We start from the raw sequence: 23346 nt of genomic DNA, 5'->3' as shown, positions 1-23346 counted from the left end.
AGACTCTGTCGCTTCCCTTATGATTTCCAGGAATGTAGCCAGTTTGCCGGATTCAGAGGGTTCGCTCTGTTCATGGTTGAGAAACTGTGCCGGTGTATTGCAGATCTGTTTTAAGGCGTTCAGTAACTTGAAAATAATGCCTTTGCGTTCAATGCCCTCTTCACTGGACTGAAGGTCTTCCATAATGGTGTCTACTGTACTTTGGTACAGAGAGGCCTGTTTTGTACTCAGGTTACAGTAACGGTTGCTTTCGACTTTCTCTGGCAAGTCGCTGATGATGTTCTTGTCTGTTTTTGGCTCTTCAGGGATAACTGTGGGTAAAAATGGATGAGCATGACCTGAAAGCGCTCTTCCAGCTTTCAGGGCAGCGGTTTGATGAAGCCAGCAGAGCGTTGGCTGTGGCATAACAGGCGCGTGGTGTTGGTTGATGGATCAACACTGTCCATGCCTGACACGTCCGCCAATCAGGCCGAGTATCCGCAGCCATCAACCCAAAAAAAGAGATCGGCTTTCCGATTCTGAGAATACTAACCCTGATAACACTGGGGAGCGGCGCTGTGTACCAGAAAAGGTGGCATGTGGAACTGGATCTCAGATCCATTAAAACGCTGATGAAAATGGATATACTGCGCTGTAAAAGCCCTGACATGGTTCGAAAAGAGATTTCCGTTCACCTTCTGGCCTACAACTTGTTACGGGCATTGATGGCTCGAACGGCGCAGATGACGGGGCAGTCCCCCAGGGAAATCAGTTTCAGAGCGGCACAGCAAACCGTGCGAGACTTCCGCATATTACTACTGTCTACAGATGATCTGGCAGGTGTTGTTGATGTAATGCTGGGCATAATGGCCGAACATCAGGCAGGGGATCGATCAGGGCGGTCTGAACCACGGGCAGTGAAGAGGCGACCAAAAGCTTTTCCAAAGTTGCAACACTCCCATGCAAAGGCCAGACGGCTTAAGACATACCAAGGGAAGGCGGCTTAAGCCAGTGCCATTGGAGTTAAATCTCTTTTGAGGTGATATATGACAACTGCATGACAACTACTAAATAGTGACTGCCGCAGGATCTGGCCCAAACAGATCACTGCAGCAATATTTCAAAGTGAAGCGGGCTATGGGCCAAGCACAACAGGCTGGGAAATCCGCCCGACATCTTCTGAAATCAACTGCAGAATCCTGTTATATACATCCTGCATATTTTCTGCAGAATACACATTTTTCCGCCCTGCACAATTCAACAGGTTCTTGTTTTGATCGACATCATAATCAAAACCGATAACCGCAATTTTTGACCTGACAGATTTTCCGTTTGCAGTCTGTGAATCCAGCTCATCCCTTATATAGTCACAATAGTTTTTTGTTCTGTTCCCATCTGATGGGTCTTTGTAGTCCAACAGGGTCTTATGAACTTCTGAAAGACTCTTGTTTCCTTTATAAGCATAAGGAGCAGTTCTTAAAATAAACTGAGGATAAGCACTGGTACTATCCGCACCATCTGACAGCACAATGATCAGACGCCGGGAATTCGTACCATTTTTTGCCAGCTGAGCAGCTCTGATAATACCTTCATAGGAAGCAGTTGCAGTCCCCCGAGCTGACATTTTTTTTATTTCATTAACAATGTCGGAACCATGTTCTGTATTTTCAACTGTATAATACCCACCTTCACTTACATAAAAACTCTCAGTTTTTTTAACAAAAAGATTTTCAAATATCTTTGGGTAATCAACCTTATATTCAAAACCACTTATATTTTCACCAAAATACAGTTGTGTATTAACCCATCCATAAGGGTCGCCTTTTGTTTTCGTGTTACCCCCAAATGGCACCAATGCCATGGTATTACTGTATTTGGACTGGTGTGAAAACTTGTCAATATCTGCAGCTATTTTGTCAATAACTTCCTTCAACATGACAATTTTCTTTTTTCCATTCCATTCCTTCAGCATTGAGAATGAAAAATCAGCCACAAAAACAACATCCACAGCTTCACTGACATACCTTCTGGAATAAGCCTCTCCCGCAATTTCCATATCTTTGGAGAAGCCAAGGCCAGTGGCACCCAGCCCAGGGAACAGCGGGTTATACTTGATCTCGCCCTTCAGCTGGAACTCAATGGAATCCCGGTCACTGTTATCTGAGCTCTGCTGGGTTACACATTTGCTGGATTTGGATGCGCAGTTGCGGTACCGCACCGTGACATCAATATCCTCTTTGGGAATCTGCTGCATATTGGCCTTGATAAAGGAGAGAGCCAGGGCCTCATTCTCTTTCTGCCCCCCCTTGCCCCGTGCACTCAGTGCCAGATTGGCCACTTCAACGGCATCATTCAGGCGGGTTCTGGCGTGCAGGTAGCTGGCGCTGTCCAGCCCAAGAGCCATCATGCCCAGCAAAACCGGCAGCATCAGAACAAACATAATGGCAGCGACACCTGACTGCTTTTTTGTTCCTGTAGACGTCACGGTTGTTTTTCTCATAATTACCGTCCAATCATAATTGAATAAGCTCTGACGGTTGAATAATCTTCGCCCACCATACTGCCAAACCAATTATTGCCCTGGTAGCAGAGTGTCACCTGGTAAAGGGTTGCACCACTCTGGTCACTGGTACCAACCTTCAAGTCAGAAGAGTGACTGCTGAGATCAAGTTCAGGCTGACACCCCTGCAACCCTCTTGCGTAAGAGACCAGCGGTGCGGGCTTCACTGTCTTGCTTGTCGAATCATAATGATATTTCAACTGCTCCAGCCGCATGCCCAGAGAGGTTTCCTTGAAATCACCATTGGTGCGCCCCATGGAATCACGCACAATCCGGTAGAGCTGGTTGACCTGCACATCATCCAGGGCATCAATCTCTGAAGCAGACGTACTGTAGAGCTGGGTGCGTTCCTTGATGATACTGGCAGCCGAATAACTCAACCTCTGCAACTGCCCTTCCAGGGCCTGTTTACCAACCATATCGGAGATAAACGCCAGAAACAGGATAATCACCGAGCCCACCAGCGCCAGCTCAATGGTAAAAACACCTTTCTGCCTTGTCCGCCCCGCTTTCAGGCCAGCATGAAACAACCTAGTCAAGGAACGCCCCCCTCTCGAACTCCTGAATGGTAATGGCCTCACGCCGGATCGTCACAGCACCAATCTGGTCGAAAAACAACGTGGCAAACAGCGGCCTGTAGGGGTAGGAGACATTATAAATCGCAATCGGCATATCACTGGTTGGGGTTGCCGATGCACCCGTGCATGCTGCGGTACCCAGGGAGTTACTGCAGGAGACAATATCAGAAACCGATGAGAAATAGTTTGTTCTCAGAACAAAGTCATCAGCATCAATAAACTGCCCCCAGACTGAATCATTTTTATCGATGATATGTTTGAATATCACGCCATAGTCCGCATCCTCGCTGCGGGTGGTTCTGGCAACCCGGCTTGATTCGGAAACCGCATAATCAACCATGGCGGAGACAAAGCCCATATAGCTGACCTCCATCCAGTAAAAAATCATCATTAGGAACGCGAATACGCCAATGGCAAATTCAATGGCGACAACGCCCCTCTGCCCTGATTTCGATTGTCGTTTTCTCACCATGGACATGCTCTGTTCTCAGCCTGCTACCTGCAACCAGTCTTTCGTTTCGCTGACTTTGACGGCCAGAAGCCTGACTGTATCTTGTAAATATTTAATGAATAGCCGCATTAACAGCGGCCTGTTCCTGCTCCGTCCCTTTGGTACCGGCCAGACCACTGAACAGTCGCAGGCGTTCTTCCTCACCCTTGCCCTGGCCAAAAATGGAGACAAACTCGGAATACCGGCCACTCTTGGCCAGCGCCAGCGCCAGATTTGCCCTGACCCGCTCATCGGCCTGACCAGTCCGGTACAGGGAGAGCAGTTTGTCCGCCGCAGCGTCATAATGCTCTTCCAGAACATCCAGAACGGCCAGATTATTTTGCACGACAGAATCATCCATCATCAGCTGACGTGCTTTCTGGAAGTTCACTCTGGCTCGGGGATAGTTACCCGTCCGGGCATAAACCATCCCCAGCTGGTTATATATCTCAGAGTCTTCGACACCATAACTGTGGGCCGTGATCGCTGTGCGCAAGGCACCGCCAGCATCATTCTTTGCCAGCAGAGCCCGGGATTTCAGCAGGAACAGCTCATAGGAATCGCGCCCTGACAGAATCACCGGATCGATATAAAAAATGGCTGAATCAGCATCACCGGATTCAAGGTAAGCTTTCGCCAACTGGAAACGGAAAGTATCTTCATCCTCAATACTTTTCGCCCCTGCCAGCTTGTTTTTATAAAGCTGTATCAGACCGGAGTAGTTTTTTGCAGTCCTGAGCAGGGTTTCATTGACATCGGCAGGCACCTCCGCAGTGCCCGCTTTTTCTTCAGCGACAGGTGGCGTCTTTTCTACCAGTGTTTCAGCAGGAGCTTCCTGAACAGGAAGCTGGGAACAGGCCTGAATGAACAGACACAAAGTCCCCAGAGCCAGCCCTCTTATTCCTGTTGCTCTGTTATAAGAAGGAACCATTACTCATCATCCTCATAATACCGGGAGCAGTAATCAAAATTACAATAGGGAACATAATGAACAGAATCAGCGGGACAGACATTTTTGCCGACAGCTTGCCCACTTTCTCTTCCAGAAGCAGCATCTGCACATCCCGGATATTGGCAGACAGTTCAATCAGAACATCGTAAATCGAGCTGCCATATTGCAGACTCTGGCTAAGGGTATAAACAAAACTGTTCATTTCATCAGAGGGATAATCATCCTGCAGTTCCAGCAGGGCCTTGTTCATCCCCACCAGCCGGGAACGGGAATTTACCTTCCACATCATCCGGGCCAGGTCACCATCAAAGCCTTTCAGTTCATCGGCAAGATAGGCAATCGCCGCTTCAATGGTCATACCGGTCTGGATACAGACGGCCATCAGGTCAATCACATAAGGCATCATGCCCGCGACCTTGCGAATCCGCTTGTTCTTGCGTTTCTGCAGCCAGATATCCGGCCCGATCACCACTATCACAAGCGTCAGCAGACCGGCCACCATTTGGTCATTCGGCCCGCTGAGTCCAAGGGGTTCACCAAAAAAGAAGATCACGCCAATAATCACCACTGTCAGGATGATTTTGGCCGGGAAGTAAACAGCCACCAGAATGGGGTTATAAAAACCGGCCTGGTGCAGGTTGTTCTCGATATCTTTTTTCTTGTAGGCGAAACGGGTTTCCAGCAGCTCAAATACCCGCTGCCAGCTGGTCACTGTATACGACAGTCCCAGCCACTGACGCCGGCTCTGGTGAAAGAAGTAGTGCTGCATCCATAACACAGGAATGCAGGCAACCAGCATGGATATCAAAAGAATATACATAACAGCCTACCCCTGTACCCGTTTCATCAGCCACCAGATAATGCCAAGCCCGATCGCTTCACTGGTGAGAACATAATAAAGAATCGGTTTACCGTCTGGATGGCTGAAAATAAAGTCGAAATTCTCCGGGCTGGAAAACTTCATAAACAGCAGGAAACAGAACGGAATAGCCCCGACAATCTTGGCTGAGGCTCTGGCTTCGGAGGTCATCGCCCCCTTTTTCTTGTCGATAGCCTGGCTGTTGAACATCACCTTGGTCAGACGCTTGAGGATATCCTTCAGCTGGCCGCCACGGTTGATATTGGCCCGCAGGGTAATCACAAAGAAATAGAACGGGGCATAAGGAAAGCGCCGACAGGATTCGCTCAAAACCTCCTGGGCCGGGCGTCCCAGTCTCAGTCGCTGGCCCATCAGTTTAAACTCCCGGCCAACAGCGTCATCCAGTGAATTGCCAACATATATTATGGAGTGCATCAAACTCTCACCGGAGCTGACCGCACCATTCAGCAGGTTCAGGGCATTGGGAAATGAAGCATCAAACACCCGTCGCTCATAAACCTGCAACCCGCGCACAACAACCATGGCCATCACCAGCAGAACCACCGGATAGAGCAAAAGCACATTCACCGGCACCATGTAGTTGTTCACGGCCCAGGTAGCGGCCACAGTTGCAACCAGAAAACCGGCAACTTTTAAAGGAAGCTTGTCTCCGATGCGGACTTTCAGGTTCTCAATCTCAACCTTGACCCGCACGATAAAAGGTTCATCGGTTAACAGCTTGATATCCAGCGCCTGGTGTACTGCGTCCTTGTTCAGAGTCCGCCCCGGGCTTTCAGCAGTCAGAAAAGCCAGCGGCTCCTCTTTGCTCTGAAAAGCCAGCAGACAGAGAACAACGGCAGCTCCCAGCAAGAGCAGATAAAACATCAGGAAACCCCTTGAAATACACTTTTCAACTGATCTTCCAGACCAAACATTCTCGCTTTCTTCTGCAGGGATGAACGGCTGATCAGACCGGGGGTAATAAATTCACCCTCAATCCTCTCACCACCCAGCACTTTTGTGGGTTCAAACCGGAAAATCTCTTCCAGGACAACATTGTTCCCTTCAATACCCATAATCTCGGTGATGCTCATCACCTTACGACTTCCGTCAAACAGTCGTGAAACCTGCACAATCAGATCAACGGCACTGGCAATATTTCTGCGGATGGCATCCAGAGGCAGGTTCGGTGCCGCCATCATCACCATACTCTCCAGACGACCGAGGGCATCCCGCGGTGTGTTGGCATGGAGGGTGGACATGGAACCATCGTGGCCTGTGTTCATGGCCTGCAGCATCTCGAAGGCTTCACCGCCACGACACTCACCAACGATAATCCGGTCGGGCCGCATCCGCAGGGAGTTGATCACCAGATCCCGCTGATGGATGGCACCGGTATTTTCAATGCCGGCATGGCGGGTTTCCATCCGCACCACATGGGGCTGCTGCAGGCGCAGCTCGGCGGCGTCTTCAATGGTCAGCACCCGTTCGGTTTCGGAAATATGCTGGGACAGCGCGTTCAGCAGAGTCGTTTTTCCGGAACCGGTACCACCGGATACCAGGATATTCAAGCGACAGCGGGATGCGATCTTGAGCAGATCCGCCATCTCCCGCGACATGGCACCAAAGCCACGCAGATCATCCAGTCCCAGTTCAACCTTGTTGAACTTACGGATGGAAATCGAGGTACCATCAATGGCCACCGGAGGAATGGCAATATTGACCCGGCTGCCGTCAAGAAGACGGGCGTCGCACATAGGCTGAGACTCATCCACACGCCGTCCCACCGAGGCAGCGATGCGCTTGGCAATCCCGAGCAGCTGCTCCTCGTCGATAAAGCGGACGTCTGACTTTCTCAGCAGACCTTTCTTTTCAATAAATACACAGTCAGGGCCGTTGACCATGATATCGGAAATATCATGGTCATCAATCAGGGTCTGCAGCGGCCCCAGCCCTTTGATTTCATCAACAAAACGGTTCACGAAATCCATGCGCAGCATGGCTGGTACTGGCAGATTATCCTTTTCAACCAGCACATCAACGGCCTGCCTGAGCTGGTTTCTTAACTCTTCACCGGAAAGGTTGGTAACAGCTGCGGCATCCAGTGAGTTAAAAATCCGCTTTCTCAGCGCGAGATAAATCGCCTGTGGTGAATACATAACATCAAATCCCTATTCTTGCCCGAAATAAAGAGAGCCAGCTCTCAGGCCCGGCTCTCAAGTTAAAAGATCAGGCATGACTGACTTTTCGGGATTTAAATGATGAAAACAGACCGGCCCCTGGTTGCTTCCCGGCTCCGACAGGCTTGCCAAGAATCATTCGCGTCAGGGTCTGCAGAGGTTGCTGGAGAGGTGTCTGTTTCTCGGTAAAGCTCTTGCCAGACGACAAGAAGTCTTCACAGTGACGGTAATAGGGCAGCTCAACATCAATAGTCGTTTCCAGGTACTGCTCAATAGCCTTGCGCTGAATACTGTCTTTGGAGTAGCAGTGGTTGAGCATCAAGATCAGCCGGACCGGTTTTTCCACCCGTTCATTGGCACGCTTGAACTCTTCCAGGAAGGTTTTGGTCTCGAACAGGCTGGTCATGGTTGGCTGAATCACCACCACTGCACAGTTGACCAGGTTGCAGAGCCAGTCCGGGTTTGGGTAGAACTTGGCGGAGGCGGAATAGTCTTCAACAATAAAGTTGGCGTCTTTTTTCAGGGGTTCCAGCACACTGTTGACATATTCACGCAGGTCTTCTCCGGTTCCGATCTGAGCTTCAAAACCGAGGTAGCTGATTTTGCTGTCGATCTGGGTCAGAAGACTCTGGGCGTCTACCCGGTCAACCAGCCCGACAAAACTGTTGCTAGATTGGAAATCCGTAACCTGACGACGGGCCAGATCGCGCTTGCCCAGCATGATATTCACACCACTGCCTTTATAGGCGTGGTCAGCAAGAATCACCTGCTGGCCGGTTTCACTGGCCAGACAGCGGGACAGTTCAGAAGAGATCATGGTACAGCCACTGCCGCCCTTCAGACCAACAACCGCAATTCTGCGGGCGATACGGGCGTCCTGCGGCCCCTTGTCACTGGTCTGGTCTTTCTGCAGGAAGTGCAGGAACACCGCAACTTCGGTTTTATCCACCGGCCAGAACAGATAGTAAAATCCCAGCTCCTTGACAGTACGCAGAACAGAGATTTTGTCCTCGTGGCCGATCAGAACCACTCGGGCATACTTGCCAACCAGAGGGCCCAGTTTGTTGGCCAGCTCAACCAGCCCCTCTTTTACCTCTATCAGAATCAGCGGGCTCTCAACGCCGCTGACCGCATCAATAATGTTGTCGTCGGTACATTTCCGGGTATAGGGAATGCCCATACCTTCAAATTTCATGGTTTCTTCCAGAAGCGTACGACAGGCTTCTGTCTGGTAAAACAGTGTAGCGGCTGCGCCCGTCAGCTCTGTTTCACTTTTTTTCCGGGTCATGTTATCAAGATCAAACAACGATCGACTCCTTAAAAGCCCAGTGTTGTCTTTCACTCACTGAGCTTTTGTCATTCTGTGCAGTGCTTTTGCTCTGGTATCGCTCAAAATTCTTGCGCTGGCTGATTCTGGCGGGTGTCACCTGATGTCAAACCCATTAAAGTTGCGCGCTAGTTGCCCTTCAGTACTTTTTCCGGATTGACCATCATCTGGAAACGGGCACTTTCAACAAAACAGTCTTTCTCTGCCGCCTCAATTGAAGCGGTATCATAGGGTTTGCACTGGGGCACGATTACTTTTTTCGTGCTGACCTGGATGTATGTTTCCTGATAGGGCTCAAACCGGCCATAACAACCGGAAAGCAAACCGGAAACCACAACCGCAGCGGCTATAAACACAGGTTTTACCATCATGATTTAAAGCCCCCGGCCTGCAGAATGGTTTGGACTTCCTGATAGGAATTGCTCTTTCTTGGGTCCCAGCCTGGCCTATCCAGGCGGAAATAGCGCAGCAGGGTGTTGGTCCGTTTCATATGGGGAATCTGCACAGAACCAGTCGGCACAGGCTGCACCAGGCTGACGGTGGCGACAATGACCAACTCGGTTTTTCTGCGGTCATTGGTGGTATGGCGGAACAGCGCGCCCAGCACCGGCAGATCACCGACCAGCGGGATTTTCGACAGCGCATCACGCTCTTCGGTATTGAGCAGACCGCCGAGTACAAAACTCTCACCATCGCCCAGTTGAATTGTGGTGCGGGCCCGGCGGGTCTTGAAGGTTGGGATGGAAAGCTTGGAGTCGGAATAGGTAGAGTCGATGGCGCTGACTTCCGGCATCATAGAGAGCTTGATCTTGTCATCGCTCAGCACCTTGGCAGCCACCTCCAGGCGGATACCAAACTCCTTGTACTCGACATTATATTTGTCGTCGATATAGGTCACGATGGGCATTTCACCACCGGCCAGGAACGAGGCGTTCTCACCGGAAATCACCGACAGGTTGGGTTCCGCCAGCACCTGTCCCATACCATCGTCGTCCACGGCCGAGATGTAGCGGGCGATATCGGCAGAGCTGATGCCCCTCAGGGGGAAGGTGAGAAACTGGCCGTTACCGAGGAAGGTCGCCTGGCCACCATCGCCGGCAGAAACGCCACCCCACTTGATGCCCACCTGCTGCATAAAGGTGCTGGAAACTTCCGCCACAGTGATTTTAACATTCACCTGCTTGACTTCAGCCACTTCGATATTGTTCACCAGCCCTTCAAAACGACGGCGGGTCAGAAAGTCGATTTCCAGCTCCTGGGAGCCGAGGTCCCAGTTGATTTTGTAGTCTTCATAGTCCTTGCCCAGCAGCTCACCCACCAGGTAATAGATATTCTGCTTCATCTCTTCCGAGGGGACGACACCAGTCAGCACCACCTGGTCACCCAGGTTGGTGAGGTCAACATCCTGTTTGGGAAAGCGCAGAGCGATCTGCTGGCGGATATGGGCCAGGCTCTTGTTCACGACCAGGGTCTTGTTATCAATAATGTCGCCTTTGTCGTCCATTACCACCAGCGAGGTGCTGCCCACTTTTTTCCCGTAAACAATCAGCTGGTTGCCGCGCACCACCTGGTAATCGGCAATCTCCGGGTTGGAGATAAACACCGTATCCACGCCGCGCTGATACTTCAGCGGCGTGGCCTCATCCAGCCCCAGGTTCAGAATCTTTTTATTGGCCCCGCCCCAGCTCAGGGAAGAGAAAGCGGCGAGGCACAGGCTGAAAACAACCAGGGAAGCCAGGCCGGATAAACCCGTCAAAAAACGGAAAGAACGAAAAAACGCCAGCAGCCCAAACCTGTTATGGTCTGGTACCTGTGGCGTGCAGACTGCATTATTCATACCGACAGTTCCCTTTTGAGGTACAACGTCAAACTGCAAGGGTTTGCTAATAATTATTGGTATGGTCAGGCCAGCTGTAGCTGTAGCTGGATCCACTGGCCTGTTCCCATCATCAGTTCACGACTTTTTCGGTGCCACGCAACTCAACAACAGCGGAGAAGTCTGGCAGCACATCACCGGCCCGAATCTGTTTCGGCGGTCGGCCAACGGTTTTGTAAATATCAATAATCCCGATGCGCTTGGCCAGCAGCACCTTGGAGACATCATTACGAGAGAGTTCCAGAATTACGGTGGCATTGCTGGCCTCCGCCACTTCCTGTTTGCCATCAACCCGCAGCACGGTTTTGCCATGCAGCAGCGGTGACACACTCAAACCCTGGAAGTTATTCACCCGGTCACTGGTGGAGAGATTCTCTTTCTGGGAGGCCACCATCACCACATCCACCTTATCACCGGATTTCAGCACCTGGGAGTAACCATTGGCTGCATCCAGCTGCAGCGGGTAGGGAATCATGCCCCTGGTCGTAATCAGGTCCAGGTATTCCGGGCTGTCGGGCGCGACCAGATGGGCCGGGGTAATCACCGCCCCTGCCTGCATGGCAATACCGGCGCGGCTGTCCCTGGCAATGGCAAAGCGCTCTTCTGCCATTTCAATACCCAGGTTGTCTGCCTGCTGCTCGGTAATCATGGCCGCCCTGGTCAGCTTTCTGCTGACCAGCTGCCCTTTTTCAATAGCCTGGGCCGCCACCCATACCGGCACCGTGGCCTGTTCCTGTTCAACCACAGCCGCCACCTGCGCCTCGGGCACATCATTGCGACTGGTTAAAAAACTGTATACCGCGCCCGCTGAGAGAATAAATGCGAGCAGCAGCAATATACGACGATCCATATCACCCCCTTACAACCGGGCCGGAGCCACCGTTTAAACCGAACTGAGCCAGACACCCAGACAACCGCCTATAGCAATGGGAACACCGTAAGGCAGGCCACGTTTGCGCACAGCTTCAAGATTTTTAGTGAAGTAGCCATAAGCCAGATAGCCCACAGCCATTACACCACCAAGACCTGTTATTAAAAGAAAAACCACTGACCACCATTGCTGGTCAATTCCCAGAAGGTATGCCCACACCAGTTTAATATCGCCACCAGCGAAAGCGTTAATTTTGAAAAGAATTAAGCCTGCAAACACAACAAATAAATAGGGTTGCCAGCTAAAAGATTCCAGACCAGAAATAAGTATCGAGAACAAGACAATGAAAAACACAGGCCAATTCCCGATACGCCTTTCAACCAGATCTCGGTATGCTATGAATCCAGATATACCTATCAGTAAACAAAAGAACACACTGTCATCCTAGCAACCCCGAAACTCACAAATACTTATTTAGTAAGCTGGGTAGTTAAGCTAGTCATTGCTGCTTCAAGCGCCTTACCCAAACCTGTTGTATTATCACCGGTAAACACCAAGGCAACTGTGCCAGCAATCGCAACCGCAACAATCGCATATTCAATCGCAGTTACACCGCGCTCATCGTTTTTCAGCTGGTCCAGAAGAAGCTGACCTTTGACATATAACTTGGTAAACATAAATCCCCCTAAGGATTATCGTTATGGCCGGGAATTCTGTTAAGCAACATTCAGCTGCACACTTCTTGCCAGTTGTACAGGACTGCAAGCTGCTGTTACCACTATCCTTGGCCGGGAAAAAAACCCTTGCAGTCTATGTGATCCCCCCCCCTCAGTCACTAGGCATACAGCCCGAAAAAACAGGTATTCCCACCAAAAGAAGTAATCACATACACAGTGCGAATTATGCGCTTGTTCGTATTCACAGGAAAGGCAGTGCGCGTAATGACTTTACATTTTTTCCGTAAATAACTGGTAAATCATTACAAAAAGACACATTAACAGTCAGAAACCAGCCCGCTCACAGGTAAAACCCCATAGCTCACTGCAATTAACAGCAATTGACGACGGGGTTTGCCTGAAACAGGCGCGTGATTCCAAATACCAGCACACCATTGAAAATCAGGCCCTGCTTCGGCTAGTACATCATTTCAATAGGAATGCCGTGTCATAGTTGCTGTTTCCAAAGGCCAGGGATGGCCTGAGAGCCGCCCTGGGCAGGACAGCCCAGCGCGGCGGGAAACAGCAACCATGATTCGGCAGGTGGCAATGTCAGACTAGCTATAACTGATTTTGGAACCCTCCAGCATATCCTGCCGCAACACCTTATAAGCAACACATTCACCAGTGCCGCCGGTCTTGGCCTGCTCATAAGCCCTGACCACCCGGTTCAGCTCCTGCTTATCCGCACTGATGGCACCGGCCACTTTGGCACCCTGCACCTGAGCCTGGCTGATAATAAACTCACCGGACACCGACTCCCCGCGCATGCCACTGCCAACATTCAACGGCCCGGAAATCCCGGCATCCCCGCCCCCGGCTTCCGAACCAAACACCCGCACCAGGGGCTTGGTTTTTAAGGTATCCGTCGTATAACTGTGGTATTTGGACTGGGACGTGCCTTCAACACCGGATGCCATATCTGCTTTTGACATCTCACTGAAACCCTGGAAGCCTGCCGTACGACAGTCGGTCTTGTATATCCGCTCGGCATCGGCATTCATGGCGCTGAGACTGGCGTTGATACGGGACATATTGTCCAGATAAACCTGGTTGATCTCCCCTTTTGATGCCTGCTTATTGAGGAATTCACACAGTCTGGTCATCCGCTGGGTATGGGGGCCGCTGTTATGTTTGGCCATATAACTGCCAATCGCCAGCACCGTCGGCACCGCCAGCAGATCATAACCCACCAGCAGCACACCTCTGGGAGAGATCACCGAAGAACAGCCAATGCTTGAACCGACGCCAACCGTTGCTCCGGCCGTGGTATCAAAGTAACACTGATCAAGGGAAGCCCTGGCAGACACCTTGCCCTCAACCCCGGCACCGGCGGTGAGGCTCTCCCGGAATTTAACACTGAAAATACTGACATTGCGCGAAGGATGCTTCAAAGAGAAAGTCTGGCTGGTGCCCACTTCAAAACCGGCCATGGCCCTGGCTCCGATATCCATCCCCACTTCCTGCTCATTAATCAGGAATTTGCAGTTACCGCTGGCTCCTGCCCCGGCGAAAATATCGCCGCTGACATCGATATCCAGAGACTGGGCCACAGTACAACCGATATTGCCCTGCAGCCGCACAGCAATCTCCACTTCCGCCCCGGCTCCGGCATCAGCAATGGAGAACACATTGGTGTTTTTCGCTTTCTGCAGTGCAGCATCACTGTCGCTTAATCCACTCTGGTTGTAAGTGGTTTTATTCTGTGACATCGGCTTATCAGAGAAATGACCAAAGCTGCCGCCGGAAAACGCCTTGGCAGAGGCCTTGGCGCTGCCCCCCACCGAAGCCGCCGCACTGCCGCCAAGACGCGCTTCAATGGTTTTAAACTGCGGCCCAAGCAGACGACGGAGATAACCGACACTGACCTTGCAGGAATGCTCGGCCACATAATCGATATTGGCAGAGACTTTGGTATCAGCCCCCAACCCGGCACTGGCAGAGTGGGAAAGGTCATCCAGCTTGGCGGAAGCGTTGGCGTAGGCATCGGCAGAGGCCGAAGCGGTGACCGAAGCCGACAACCTGTTCTTCCAGCCATGCCCGAGATCAACCATCCCGGAGTTATAACCGGCACCGACTGTTGCACTGGCAGACGCTTTGGCAGAGGCTGAACCACCATTTTTGCCACCATCGGCATCGGTTTTGGTACCGGCTGACACCGAACTGCCCGAGGTCAGCCCGGGGACATTATTGATACCGCCCTTATACTGGTTAACCAGAATTTCTGCAGAGGTGGCCAAAACTTCACACTGAAGCCGCGAAACCGCCAGATCGGAAATGGTTTTTACCCCAAGATCTTTGTCTTCCTTGAGAAACTTCAGCAGCTCGGCCTTGTTGCGCAAATGGCGGGTGATCTGGCTGTTGGCCACCAGTTGCCGGGTGCGCTGCTGTTCAACCAGCGTTGGATGGTAAAGACCGATATGTTCCGGAAAATAGGTTTTTGCCGCCAGCATCATAATCTCCCACTTCCTGTGGGACTGGATGGTTTTGGTATCAACGGTCTGAAGCTCTTCCTCCAGAGCGGTATAGATGGAATCAATCCCCTCCTGCCAATGCTCCATCCGGGTCTGCTTGCGGTAACCACCGATGCGCCTGCCCATCTCATGGGCCCAGTTGGAAATGATGATTTCAAATTCCGTATCCGGAATAGACATCACCCCTTTGGGGTATTTCTTGGGATTAATGGCTTCAGAAAATCTCATAAACAGTTACTCGCTTTGTTGCCATTTTCTTCCATGGCTGCTTCAGAACCAATAAACGACTTCTGTCATTCTTTACCGTCTGCCAGACCGGTTCGGATGTTACAGAGTGTAAAAACGCCAACGCTGCTGATTGTTATCCACCAATCAAAACCGTAGGCCAACCCAGAATCACCGTTCCACCATGGGCCGTTGGATCACCCATTCTTACAGCAGGTTTATTGTTTACCAGAACAGTCAGGCTCCCCATAATCACGCTGTCTGGCGGCCCGACGCAGACACAGGGCTGCCCAAGGGTCGCCGCTGGCAGATTGCCAATCAGCACTGTAGACGGCAGTGGCAGTAAAGGCCCACCCACATGAGGAATGGGAACCACGGCTGGCGTCTGCATTGGGCAGACATGCATATCAGTTGCCCGTGAAGCCGGTCTCATAACAACCTCCCCTCAATTTCAGAACAAAAATCAGCAGCCATTGCCACCGTCCGCAATATCCAGGCCAATACCTATCATCCGCTTGTAGTTTTCCCTGGCTTTACTGCCATCAGGAAGAATCGCAGCCAGGCAGACAGCTCCGGCTACCGCATGGGAATACAGATAAGGAGGTACAGGGCTGGCCGGTGCATCAATCGGAGTAATACTGCCGCCACTCCAGAATGCCGACTGCGCCAGCCAGCCGGCCGCATTATCCAGCTCGGCTCGTTTTGATCTGGCTTCAGCTGAACGACGGTTGGCTTCTGTCGGTTCACGCACCCAGCGTTCGGCTGCATCCAGAGCCTGCTGCTGATCCTGGGGTAACGGATTGTCGGAAGGATCTGTCACCAGTTGCAGGCACAGACAGCCCCACCAGACCGCTTCACGGGCAGGCAGGGCGTGGCACAGAAATGTGACCACTTCGTTGTACATCTCTTCCTTTAACCACTGGCAGATCAGTTCTACCGGTGAAATCCCGGGATCGATCTGTTCCCGCAGCTCTTTCTCTACCTGGTAACGCTCAATAATTTCCAGCGCCCGGGTCTGGGGGATTTTTCGAAGCTCGCTGTTGGTTGTCAGTATCATCAGTTTATCTTCGCAATCGCGCCCTGAATCTCGACCATGGCCCCGGCCTTTACCTGGGTCATGGCATTACCCTGAATGCCGACCATGGTGCCCTTGATATCTGTTTTCACCGTGCCTTCCACGGTACAGGCCACACCACTTTTTAACTCTGCCTGCACCTGTCCTTCAGCCTTGAACTGCATACCGGAAATCTCAACTCCACTGGCAGACAGCTTGATCGTGCTGGGGCCACAGCTCAGTTCGATACCTGAAGGCGACAGAGAAATTTTGCTGGCACCCACTTCCAGATCAATAGCCTGCTTTCCTGTCTCCTTGATACTGGCACCATCCAACGTAATCGTGTTGGTGGCCTTGCTATTGATATTGCCCTTGCTTTCGAGAGCAATATCGCCAGTGCTGTCAACGGCTGTCTTTCCTTTCACCGTGGTTGCCAGATCACCATCGGTGTTCTGGGTATAGTTGCCCTTGGTCGTCAGCTCATAATCAGCATCTGTAGCAGCGGTAATATTCTTGGTGACCGTGATTTTCTGTTCACCTTCAACGGTCAGGTTGTCGTCTTCCTTAACCGTTCGGGTGACGATCTTCTGAATCTCTTCAGTCAGATTGCCGATAATGGTTTCATTGCGGTCATTCTTGACCTCAATCACCAGATCCTTCTCCGCCTGCATAAAGATCTGCTCTTCATCTTTCTTGCAGTCGAAACGCAGCTCGTTGAAGGTATCAGCTCCCCCCTTGGGTGAAGATTGCAGCTTCATCCCGTAACTGGTGGGTGTTTCATAAGGTGGCTTATGGGTTTCGTTATAAACGGAACCGACGATAAGGGGGCGGTCAGGATCACTGTCGAGAAAGCTCACCAGCACTTCGTCGCCAACCCTGGGGACAAACTGGATGCCGAAACTGTTGCCGGCCATATGCTGGGCAACCCGCACCCAGCATGAGGAACTGTCATCACCCTTGCCTTCCGTATCCCAGTGGAACTGCACCTTGATACGGTTATAGTCATCCATATGAATTTCTTCGGATGACGGCCCGGTGACCAGCGCACTCTGCAGCCCCAGAATCTTTGGTTTCTCAAAATGGGGCAGCGGACGATAATCGACATCAGCGGGAATACAACGGAAGCGGTTACGGTAATGCAGCTCATTACCGGTCTCTTCCGCAGAGAATTCATGCACCACTTCCAGAAGCAGGTACTCACCTTTCTCACTGGCCTCAGGATGGCTTTCCAGCTTGAAGCAGCCACCGGCATAAAAGCCACTCAGACTGCTGCCGCCTTCAACCTGGCTGGAACGGCTGTCGAAACCTTCAATGGCATTGGTGGCAATATCAGTTCCGGCACTTTTCTCGCTGTAACGACCGGGGTAGAAATAATGCTGCAGTGATTTCTGGGCTTTTATACCAAGGGAACTGTTGACCTTGTTCCCTGGCATGGCTTCCGCCAGCTCGTAACTGTAGTCACCGGTCTGCACACTTCCGGCTCCAAGCGAATAGTTATGCTGCCAGTCGGTAATGGCCCATTCACGCCTGGTGCTTTCTGCAAAGTATTCGATATCACTTTCATCCACCTTGGCGAAGCAACCATTGTCATTGCCAATGGTGAGTGTGTGATCACCTTTCTTCTGCTGGAAGTGATAGTGCCAGCCCTCTTCATTCATCAGGCGGGTGATAAAGTCGAGATCGGTCTCGTTAAACTGAACACAGTACTCCCGCGCTTTATCACCACTGGCAGCCAGGTCCAGCTGCCCGCTGAAGCTATGTTCACCAGCCAGGGTCTTGATTATCTCGCTGGCTTTCTGCTGCTGAAAAACCCGGCAGTGAGTCCGGTGCTGAAGCAGCCAGAACCAGGGCACCAGCACTGCACAATACTGATCATAGCCACGACTCTGGAGGACACCCGTCTTGCGAATCTCGACACAGATTCCATGAAAGCAGCGCTCTTTGCTTTTACTGCTGGCCATTTCCGGCCGGTAGGTCACGCTGATTCCGGTTCCCAGCTGTTTCTGGGGATCAAGCTTGCGGGCCATAAACCAGACCCGGTGCTCATACAGACCGTCCACCCGGTCACTGCTTTCCATGCGGGTGGCAATCCACTCATCACCACTTTCAGTAATAACGGTCAGTGGACGCTTACCTGGATCATAATCCAATCCGCTCATTGCGCCTCCTTAACCTTTGAACCCAGCCCACCTTTATCCACTGGTCTATCCTCGGGCTGAGTTGAACGGGATAGCAAATAAAACATCAATGCCAGCATCATTAAGCCAATAGCCAGCCATAACAGCGCCTGCTGCCCGGAGGCTGCCAGAATCAAAATCTGTCCTACCAGCAGCGGCCCAAGCACATGGCCAAAACGTTCCAGAAAACGGTAAAAGGTTACAGTCGATTGCTGACTGGCCGTTTTATCATCAACAACGGATGTCACATGACTGACCACTGGGGCATTAATCCCACCATGGGAAAGCCCCAGCAGAAACACACCGGCCAGCATTGTCAGCGCACCGGGCAGACGCTGTCCTTCTTCCGCAGCCAGTAACAACCCACCCGCAGTGACAAGAACGGCAATACCGGAGAACAGCATGGCCGAAACCAGGACTGAACGTGTATTGCCATGACGGTCAATGCGCGGAGCAAGCACTCGCGTTGCCAGCAGCACTGCGATGGCATAGCAGATAATGATCTGGCCGATATCCTCGCTGGCAAAACCAGCCTGGGTCATAACCAGTGGCAGGGCGAAAGTCACGATTCCTGTCAGCGTGGCTTTGGCAGGTATACCAATGCAGAGCATGGTGCCGAGAAAATCCCGGTGCTTAAGCAGGGCTTTCATCTTTTGCATCTCTCCGGCAATGTTGTTTGGTTCTGAACCGGCAGAACCCACGCCCGTTGTTACCATCAGTACCGCCAGGAGCAATGCAAATATTCCAGACAGGCCACTGATAATAAACACCCCGGTCGCGCCGACATAGCTGGCCAGCAGAGCCCCCAGTGCAGTTCCGCAAATAAAGCCGCCATTAAAACTGCTGACAATAATGGAGGCACCTGATGTTCTGTTGCTGATATTGGTATTGGCAAGAATCTCATTCTGTACCGCCACCATCAGCAGGCTTTGCCCGATACCGGCCAGAACGCGGGCAAAGATAACTAATCCCAATGTTGGTGAAAGTGTTGATGAACCGGAGAAACCAAAGGCCAGAGAGAAGGAGCCAGCAGCGGCCATTACAAAGCCCACCAGCATAACCTTACGATTACCCAGACTTTTACAAAGCCGGTTACCGGGAAGCAGGGTTAGTGCAAAACTCAGGAAGTAGAGCATAAACAGGGTTGATGTCAGCCCTGTTCCCAGACCGGCACTGGTTGCAGCTTTATTTAAAAGTTCTGGCAACAGCGCGGTATGGAGAGATTCCATAAACACCGCAATAAAAAACAGGGGCCGTAAAATCTCCAGAGAGCGATCCGCCAGTGTGCCATTACGCGCTGCCTGCTTGCGGCCGGGTTGCCTTACCAGGCGGTTAAACAGTAAAGAGAGCAGCAGCGTGGTCAGATAAAGAATGGCAAAGTTCTTACCTGCACGAAGAACCTGAAATACAACCTGGGAAAATGGCATGGTTGTGGTCAGCCTCAGACCACTGTTGGATAACACTGAGCTATCGGAAAGCTGGTAGAAATCACGCACCGGCTGACTGTAAAGCAACTCGGGATCGGAACTGTACTGAACAAAACCATTCTGGCTGAGAGTGACTGTTTCCAGTTCCGGATTAAGCACCTGGTACTCCTGCAGCAGGGAGTCAATACCACTTAACAGATGCAGTGGAATTCCGTGACTGTCGGCAATGGAGAGACGTGCGACAAGGGAATCATTGACCTGTTCAACCCGGTGCCCGGCACTCTGGATATAAAGACCGGTTAACACCATAACCAGCACCAGGCTCATTGCCGTGAAGGAAAAGGTAAACCAGCCCTGCTCCTGCCAGAAACGTGTTAATGGACTGCGGGCCAGCAGCCATGTTGCCGGCAATGCAAGGCCGGCAAGAACCATGGCGATAATAAACAGCGGGGTAAAAATCTGCTGAACTGTCTGCTCAATATAAGGTTTAGACAGCGCAATCTGCAGAAATCCTTCTGTTTCCAGACGACTCTTCAGCGGCAGGTTGATTTCAATAACCTGCTCATCTTCGGTCATGGTATGCGACTGCATACTCGACATGGTGCTGATATCCAGCAGGGCATTTTCAAAGCTGCGTGGATAGACCTGTCGACCGGCCGTATCAAGAACGGTAACACCGCTCACCGCAGGCAGCGACAGCAATGTTGACTGCACAAGGCGGTCAATACCGGAAATATCTGAAAGAGGGATACCACTCTGCAGAGCACTCTCGATAGAAGACTGCACCAGGCCAGCCTGGGCGCTGGCCTGTTCCTGCTCCAACTTTTTATAGGTCAGCAGGGTTTCTCCGTATCCTGCATAGACCAGCAGCAACAGAGTCAGGATGGAAATCAAGGCACTGCCGAACACCCGCAGGCCGGAAGACCGGCGAGCGGGTTGGTTTGGCAAAGGATCGGACTTAGCTGATTGCAATCGCCAGCTCCTGATTGTCAATCTCTACACGAATATGGCGAATTTCCTCACCGCTGCTGGTTCTCAGCAGGCACTCTCTGGCCAGCTGGGGCATCAGCTTACGGTTGATAATCTGCTCAATGGCCCGGGCTCCGGTATGCGGGCTGTTATTCCACAACACCAGCTGTTCGAGAGCGTTATCATCAACCTCAAACTCAGCCTGGTACTTCTCGGTGATGTTCTTCCTTATACGGTTGAGAGAGATACGACAGATGCACTTCATCTCTTCAATTGACAGTGGCAGATAAGGAACAACATGGGTTCGGCCAAGGAAAGCCGGTTTAAAGTAGTTCAGAAGTTCGTCCTGAATATCGCCCATAATATCGTTGTACTCGATATTACCTTCAGCTTTCTCGCCTGCTCCTTTCCCACGACGCGCATCAACAGAATCACAGATAGCAAAGTCTGCGGCATTGGAGGTCATGATAATCAGGGTGTTGCGGAAATCGACTTCCTGCCCGGCACTGTCGGAGATACGACCCTTGTCGAAAATCTGATAGAAGATGTCGTGCACGCCGGGGTGTGCTTTTTCCATCTCATCCAGAAGCAGAATGGAGTGAGGCTTACGACGAACAGCTTCGGTAAGCACACCGCCTTCACCATATCCCACATAACCGGCCGGAGCACCAAGAAGCATGGAAACCTTATGCTCTTCCTTGAACTCGGTCATATTGATAACGGTCAGGTTCTGCTCACCGCCGAACAGTTGATCCGCCAGTGCCAGGGCTGTTTCTGTTTTACCAACACCGGATGGGCCGCACATCAGGAACACGCCCATGGGACGTCGGTTGTCGCCCAGACCGGTGCGATTGATACGAATCGCTTCACTGATGGCATCAATCGCCATCTTCTGGCCAATCACCCGCTCACTCAGTTTCTCTTCCAGAGCCAGCAGACGGCGGGTTTCATCGGCAATCATGTTGCCTGCCGGAATCCCGGTCCAGCTCTCGATCACCTGGGCAATGGACTGGTCATCAACCAGCGGTTTAACCATGGGCTTCTCGCCCTGGATCTGGCGTAACTCATCCTGAAGCAGCTGCAACTCGCCAGCTTTGTCCGCGTCAGGCTGGTATTGAACTTTTCCACAACCCGCCTCAGCACGCGCCTGACGGAACTGCTCATCGAAAGATCTGGATATCTGCTGGATACGTTCCGCCAGTGCCTTTTCCTTGGTCCAGCGGGCTTCCAGATTGCTGAGTTCTACAACAATATCTTCAAGCTCCTGCTTCACATCAGCCAGACGCTGTTGATGCTGATCACCAGCTGACCACTCATGGGACAGAGCTTCCTGTTCCTGTTGCAGGTAGCGCTGCTTCTGCAGCAGACGGTTAATCGCTTCAGGAGTCGCGCGCACAGACAATCCGACACGGGAACAGGCAGTATCCAGCAGGCTGATCGCCTTATCAGGCAACTGACGTTCAGGCAGGTAGCGGACAGAGAGTTTTACTGCAGCTTCCACGGCTGCATCCACAACCCGCACTCCATGGTGGGCAGAAAGAGACTTCACCACACCTCGCACCATGGCAATGGCATCTTCTTCACCAGGCTCAGGTACCTTAACCACCTGGAACCGGCGGGTCAGTGCCGCATCACTTTCGAAATATTTCTTGTATTCCGCCCATGTTGTTGCGGCAATTGTGCGCAGTTCACCACGGGCCAGGGCAGGCTTGAGCAGGTTGGCGGCATCATTCTGACCAGCTGCACCACCAGCACCAATCAGTGTGTGTGCTTCATCAATAAACAGGATAATCGGCGTGGCTGAGCTTTGAACTTCGTTGATGACATCCTGCAGACGCTTTTCAAATTCACCCTTTATGCTGGCACCGGCCTGCAGCAGAGAAAGATCAAGAATACGCAGTTCAACCCCTTTCAGGTTATCCGGCACTTCGCCATCAAACATGCTCTGGGCCAGACCTTCCACAACTGCGGTTTTGCCGACACCGGGATCACCCACAAGGATCGGGTTGTTCTGACGACGGCGTGACAGAATATCAATCATCTGCCGTATTTCATCCTGACGGCCACTGATCGGGTCGATCTCACCGGCAGCGGCCTGGGCAGTCAGGTTATGGGTGTACTTATCAAGAGCGGCAGTGACCTGGGCAGCAGGAATATCACCGCTTTCTGCCTTTTCTGGCTCCTGTCCCAGAGACTGCAGGGTTTCCCTGGACAACTTTCTCAGCTCTTCTGTCAGCGGTGTAGAAACCAGCATAAAGGCTTCACGATTGATCAGCGCCAGCAGCAGATGGGGCATATGAATCTGGCTCTGCCCAGCATTCAGGGATGCGGCTACCCAGGCATCCTGCATCAGTGCCACAAGATTGGATGCCAGCGCAGGTGCGCCTTCATGTCCACGTTCCAGGCGGTCAAGACGCTGTTCCAGATCTTCAACCATCCGCCCACGGTCCAGACCAAACTGCCCTTCTACAACAGCAAAGCCTCGGGTACCCTGGGAGATCAGCTGCCAGAGCCAGTGCTCAATCTCTACGGTACGGTGCCCACGCCCGGCGCAGTCTGCAGCGGCTGACTCCAGCGAAGTCAATAGTTCCGGTGTCAGTCGTTCGATCAGTTGTTTCAGTTCCTGCTGCAT

21 protein-coding genes are annotated in these 23346 nt (G+C 51.8%); 1 reads left to right on the top strand and 20 read right to left on the bottom strand.

Translation table 11 applies throughout. The features are described from left to right. The coding region (locus M3P05_RS16215) for an SNF2-related protein (RefSeq protein ID WP_249701080.1) at positions 1-405 on the bottom strand (405 nt) is incomplete at its 3' end. Between the two features lie 152 nt (positions 406-557). Here M3P05_RS16215 and M3P05_RS16210 point away from each other — a divergent pair. Beyond that, positions 558-986: a transposase gene (locus tag M3P05_RS16210; RefSeq protein WP_332842023.1), complete on the top strand. Its 429-nt coding sequence runs from the start codon at positions 558-560 to the stop codon at positions 984-986. A gap of 128 nt (positions 987-1114) precedes the next feature. Here the strand turns inward: M3P05_RS16210 and M3P05_RS16205 are convergent, their stop codons facing one another. From M3P05_RS16205 to tssH, 19 genes are all read right to left on the bottom strand, one after another. Then, on the bottom strand, positions 1115-2479 hold the full coding sequence (locus M3P05_RS16205) for a TadE/TadG family type IV pilus assembly protein (RefSeq protein ID WP_249701079.1): 1365 nt from the start codon (positions 2477-2479) through the stop codon (positions 1115-1117). 2 nt (positions 2480-2481) lie between these two features. Then, entirely contained in the window at positions 2482-3078 is a 597-nt protein-coding gene (gene tadF, locus M3P05_RS16200) for a tight adherence pilus pseudopilin TadF (RefSeq protein WP_249701078.1), read from the bottom strand. Then, the gene (locus M3P05_RS16195) at positions 3071-3589 is read right to left on the bottom strand and encodes a TadE/TadG family type IV pilus assembly protein (RefSeq protein WP_249701077.1); all 519 of its coding nucleotides are present in this window, start codon (positions 3587-3589) and stop codon (positions 3071-3073) included. Before M3P05_RS16195 ends, tadF begins: the two co-directional genes overlap by 8 nt. 91 nt (positions 3590-3680) lie before the next feature. After that, positions 3681-4538, bottom strand: coding sequence for a tetratricopeptide repeat protein (locus M3P05_RS16190; protein WP_249701076.1), 858 nt, complete (start codon positions 4536-4538; stop codon positions 3681-3683). Beyond that, the gene (locus tag M3P05_RS16185) at positions 4522-5379 is read right to left on the bottom strand and encodes a type II secretion system F family protein (protein WP_249701075.1); all 858 of its coding nucleotides are present in this window, start codon (positions 5377-5379) and stop codon (positions 4522-4524) included. The genes M3P05_RS16190 and M3P05_RS16185 overlap by 17 nt, the downstream gene beginning before the upstream one ends. A 6-nt stretch (positions 5380-5385) precedes the next feature. Beyond that, positions 5386-6303 (bottom strand): type II secretion system F family protein, encoded by a 918-nt coding sequence (locus M3P05_RS16180; RefSeq protein ID WP_249701074.1) that lies wholly within the window; start codon positions 6301-6303, stop codon positions 5386-5388. Beyond that, on the bottom strand, positions 6303-7577 hold the full coding sequence (locus M3P05_RS16175; protein WP_249701073.1) for a CpaF family protein: 1275 nt from the start codon (positions 7575-7577) through the stop codon (positions 6303-6305). The genes M3P05_RS16180 and M3P05_RS16175 overlap by 1 nt, the downstream gene beginning before the upstream one ends. 70 nt (positions 7578-7647) lie before the next feature. Beyond that, positions 7648-8904, bottom strand: a complete 1257-nt coding sequence (locus M3P05_RS16170; RefSeq protein ID WP_249701071.1) for an AAA family ATPase — start codon at positions 8902-8904, stop codon at positions 7648-7650. Between the two features lie 149 nt (positions 8905-9053). Beyond that, positions 9054-9296, bottom strand: a complete 243-nt coding sequence (locus M3P05_RS16165) for a hypothetical protein (RefSeq protein WP_249701070.1) — start codon at positions 9294-9296, stop codon at positions 9054-9056. After that, positions 9293-10858, bottom strand: a complete 1566-nt coding sequence (locus M3P05_RS16160) for a type II and III secretion system protein family protein (protein WP_249701069.1) — start codon at positions 10856-10858, stop codon at positions 9293-9295. Before M3P05_RS16160 ends, M3P05_RS16165 begins: the two co-directional genes overlap by 4 nt. Before the next feature lie 16 nt (positions 10859-10874). Beyond that, the gene (locus M3P05_RS16155; protein ID WP_249701068.1) at positions 10875-11651 is read right to left on the bottom strand and encodes an RcpC/CpaB family pilus assembly protein; all 777 of its coding nucleotides are present in this window, start codon (positions 11649-11651) and stop codon (positions 10875-10877) included. A gap of 33 nt (positions 11652-11684) precedes the next feature. Beyond that, positions 11685-12107 (bottom strand): prepilin peptidase, encoded by a 423-nt coding sequence (locus M3P05_RS16150; protein WP_332842022.1) that lies wholly within the window; start codon positions 12105-12107, stop codon positions 11685-11687. Between the two features lie 35 nt (positions 12108-12142). Further along, positions 12143-12349 carry a Flp family type IVb pilin gene (locus M3P05_RS16145; RefSeq protein ID WP_249701066.1) on the bottom strand — a complete coding sequence of 69 codons (207 nt, stop codon included), beginning with the start codon at positions 12347-12349 and terminating at the stop codon, positions 12143-12145. A gap of 596 nt (positions 12350-12945) precedes the next feature. Continuing rightward, positions 12946-15090 carry a hypothetical protein gene (locus tag M3P05_RS16140; protein ID WP_249701065.1) on the bottom strand — a complete coding sequence of 715 codons (2145 nt, stop codon included), beginning with the start codon at positions 15088-15090 and terminating at the stop codon, positions 12946-12948. 133 nt (positions 15091-15223) lie between these two features. Next, a complete protein-coding gene (locus M3P05_RS16135; protein WP_249701064.1) occupies positions 15224-15520 on the bottom strand; it encodes a PAAR domain-containing protein in 297 nt (98 codons plus the stop codon). Positions 15521-15550: 30 nt separating this feature from the next. Beyond that, positions 15551-16144 (bottom strand): DUF6931 family protein, encoded by a 594-nt coding sequence (locus M3P05_RS16130; protein ID WP_249701062.1) that lies wholly within the window; start codon positions 16142-16144, stop codon positions 15551-15553. Continuing rightward, the gene (locus M3P05_RS16125; RefSeq protein ID WP_249701061.1) at positions 16144-18300 is read right to left on the bottom strand and encodes a type VI secretion system Vgr family protein; all 2157 of its coding nucleotides are present in this window, start codon (positions 18298-18300) and stop codon (positions 16144-16146) included. Before M3P05_RS16125 ends, M3P05_RS16130 begins: the two co-directional genes overlap by 1 nt. Continuing rightward, positions 18297-20717: an MFS transporter gene (locus tag M3P05_RS16120; RefSeq protein ID WP_249701060.1), complete on the bottom strand. Its 2421-nt coding sequence runs from the start codon at positions 20715-20717 to the stop codon at positions 18297-18299. The genes M3P05_RS16125 and M3P05_RS16120 overlap by 4 nt, the downstream gene beginning before the upstream one ends. Then, positions 20704-23346 (bottom strand): type VI secretion system ATPase TssH, encoded by a 2643-nt coding sequence (gene tssH / locus M3P05_RS16115; protein WP_249701059.1) that lies wholly within the window; start codon positions 23344-23346, stop codon positions 20704-20706. The genes M3P05_RS16120 and tssH overlap by 14 nt, the downstream gene beginning before the upstream one ends.

This window comes from Parendozoicomonas callyspongiae (genome assembly GCF_023502345.1).
Classification (GTDB): domain Bacteria; phylum Pseudomonadota; class Gammaproteobacteria; order Pseudomonadales; family Endozoicomonadaceae; genus Sansalvadorimonas; species Sansalvadorimonas callyspongiae.
The sequence above is the reverse complement of the archived record's forward strand: the minus strand, read 5'-3'. Positions and strand labels throughout refer to the sequence as shown.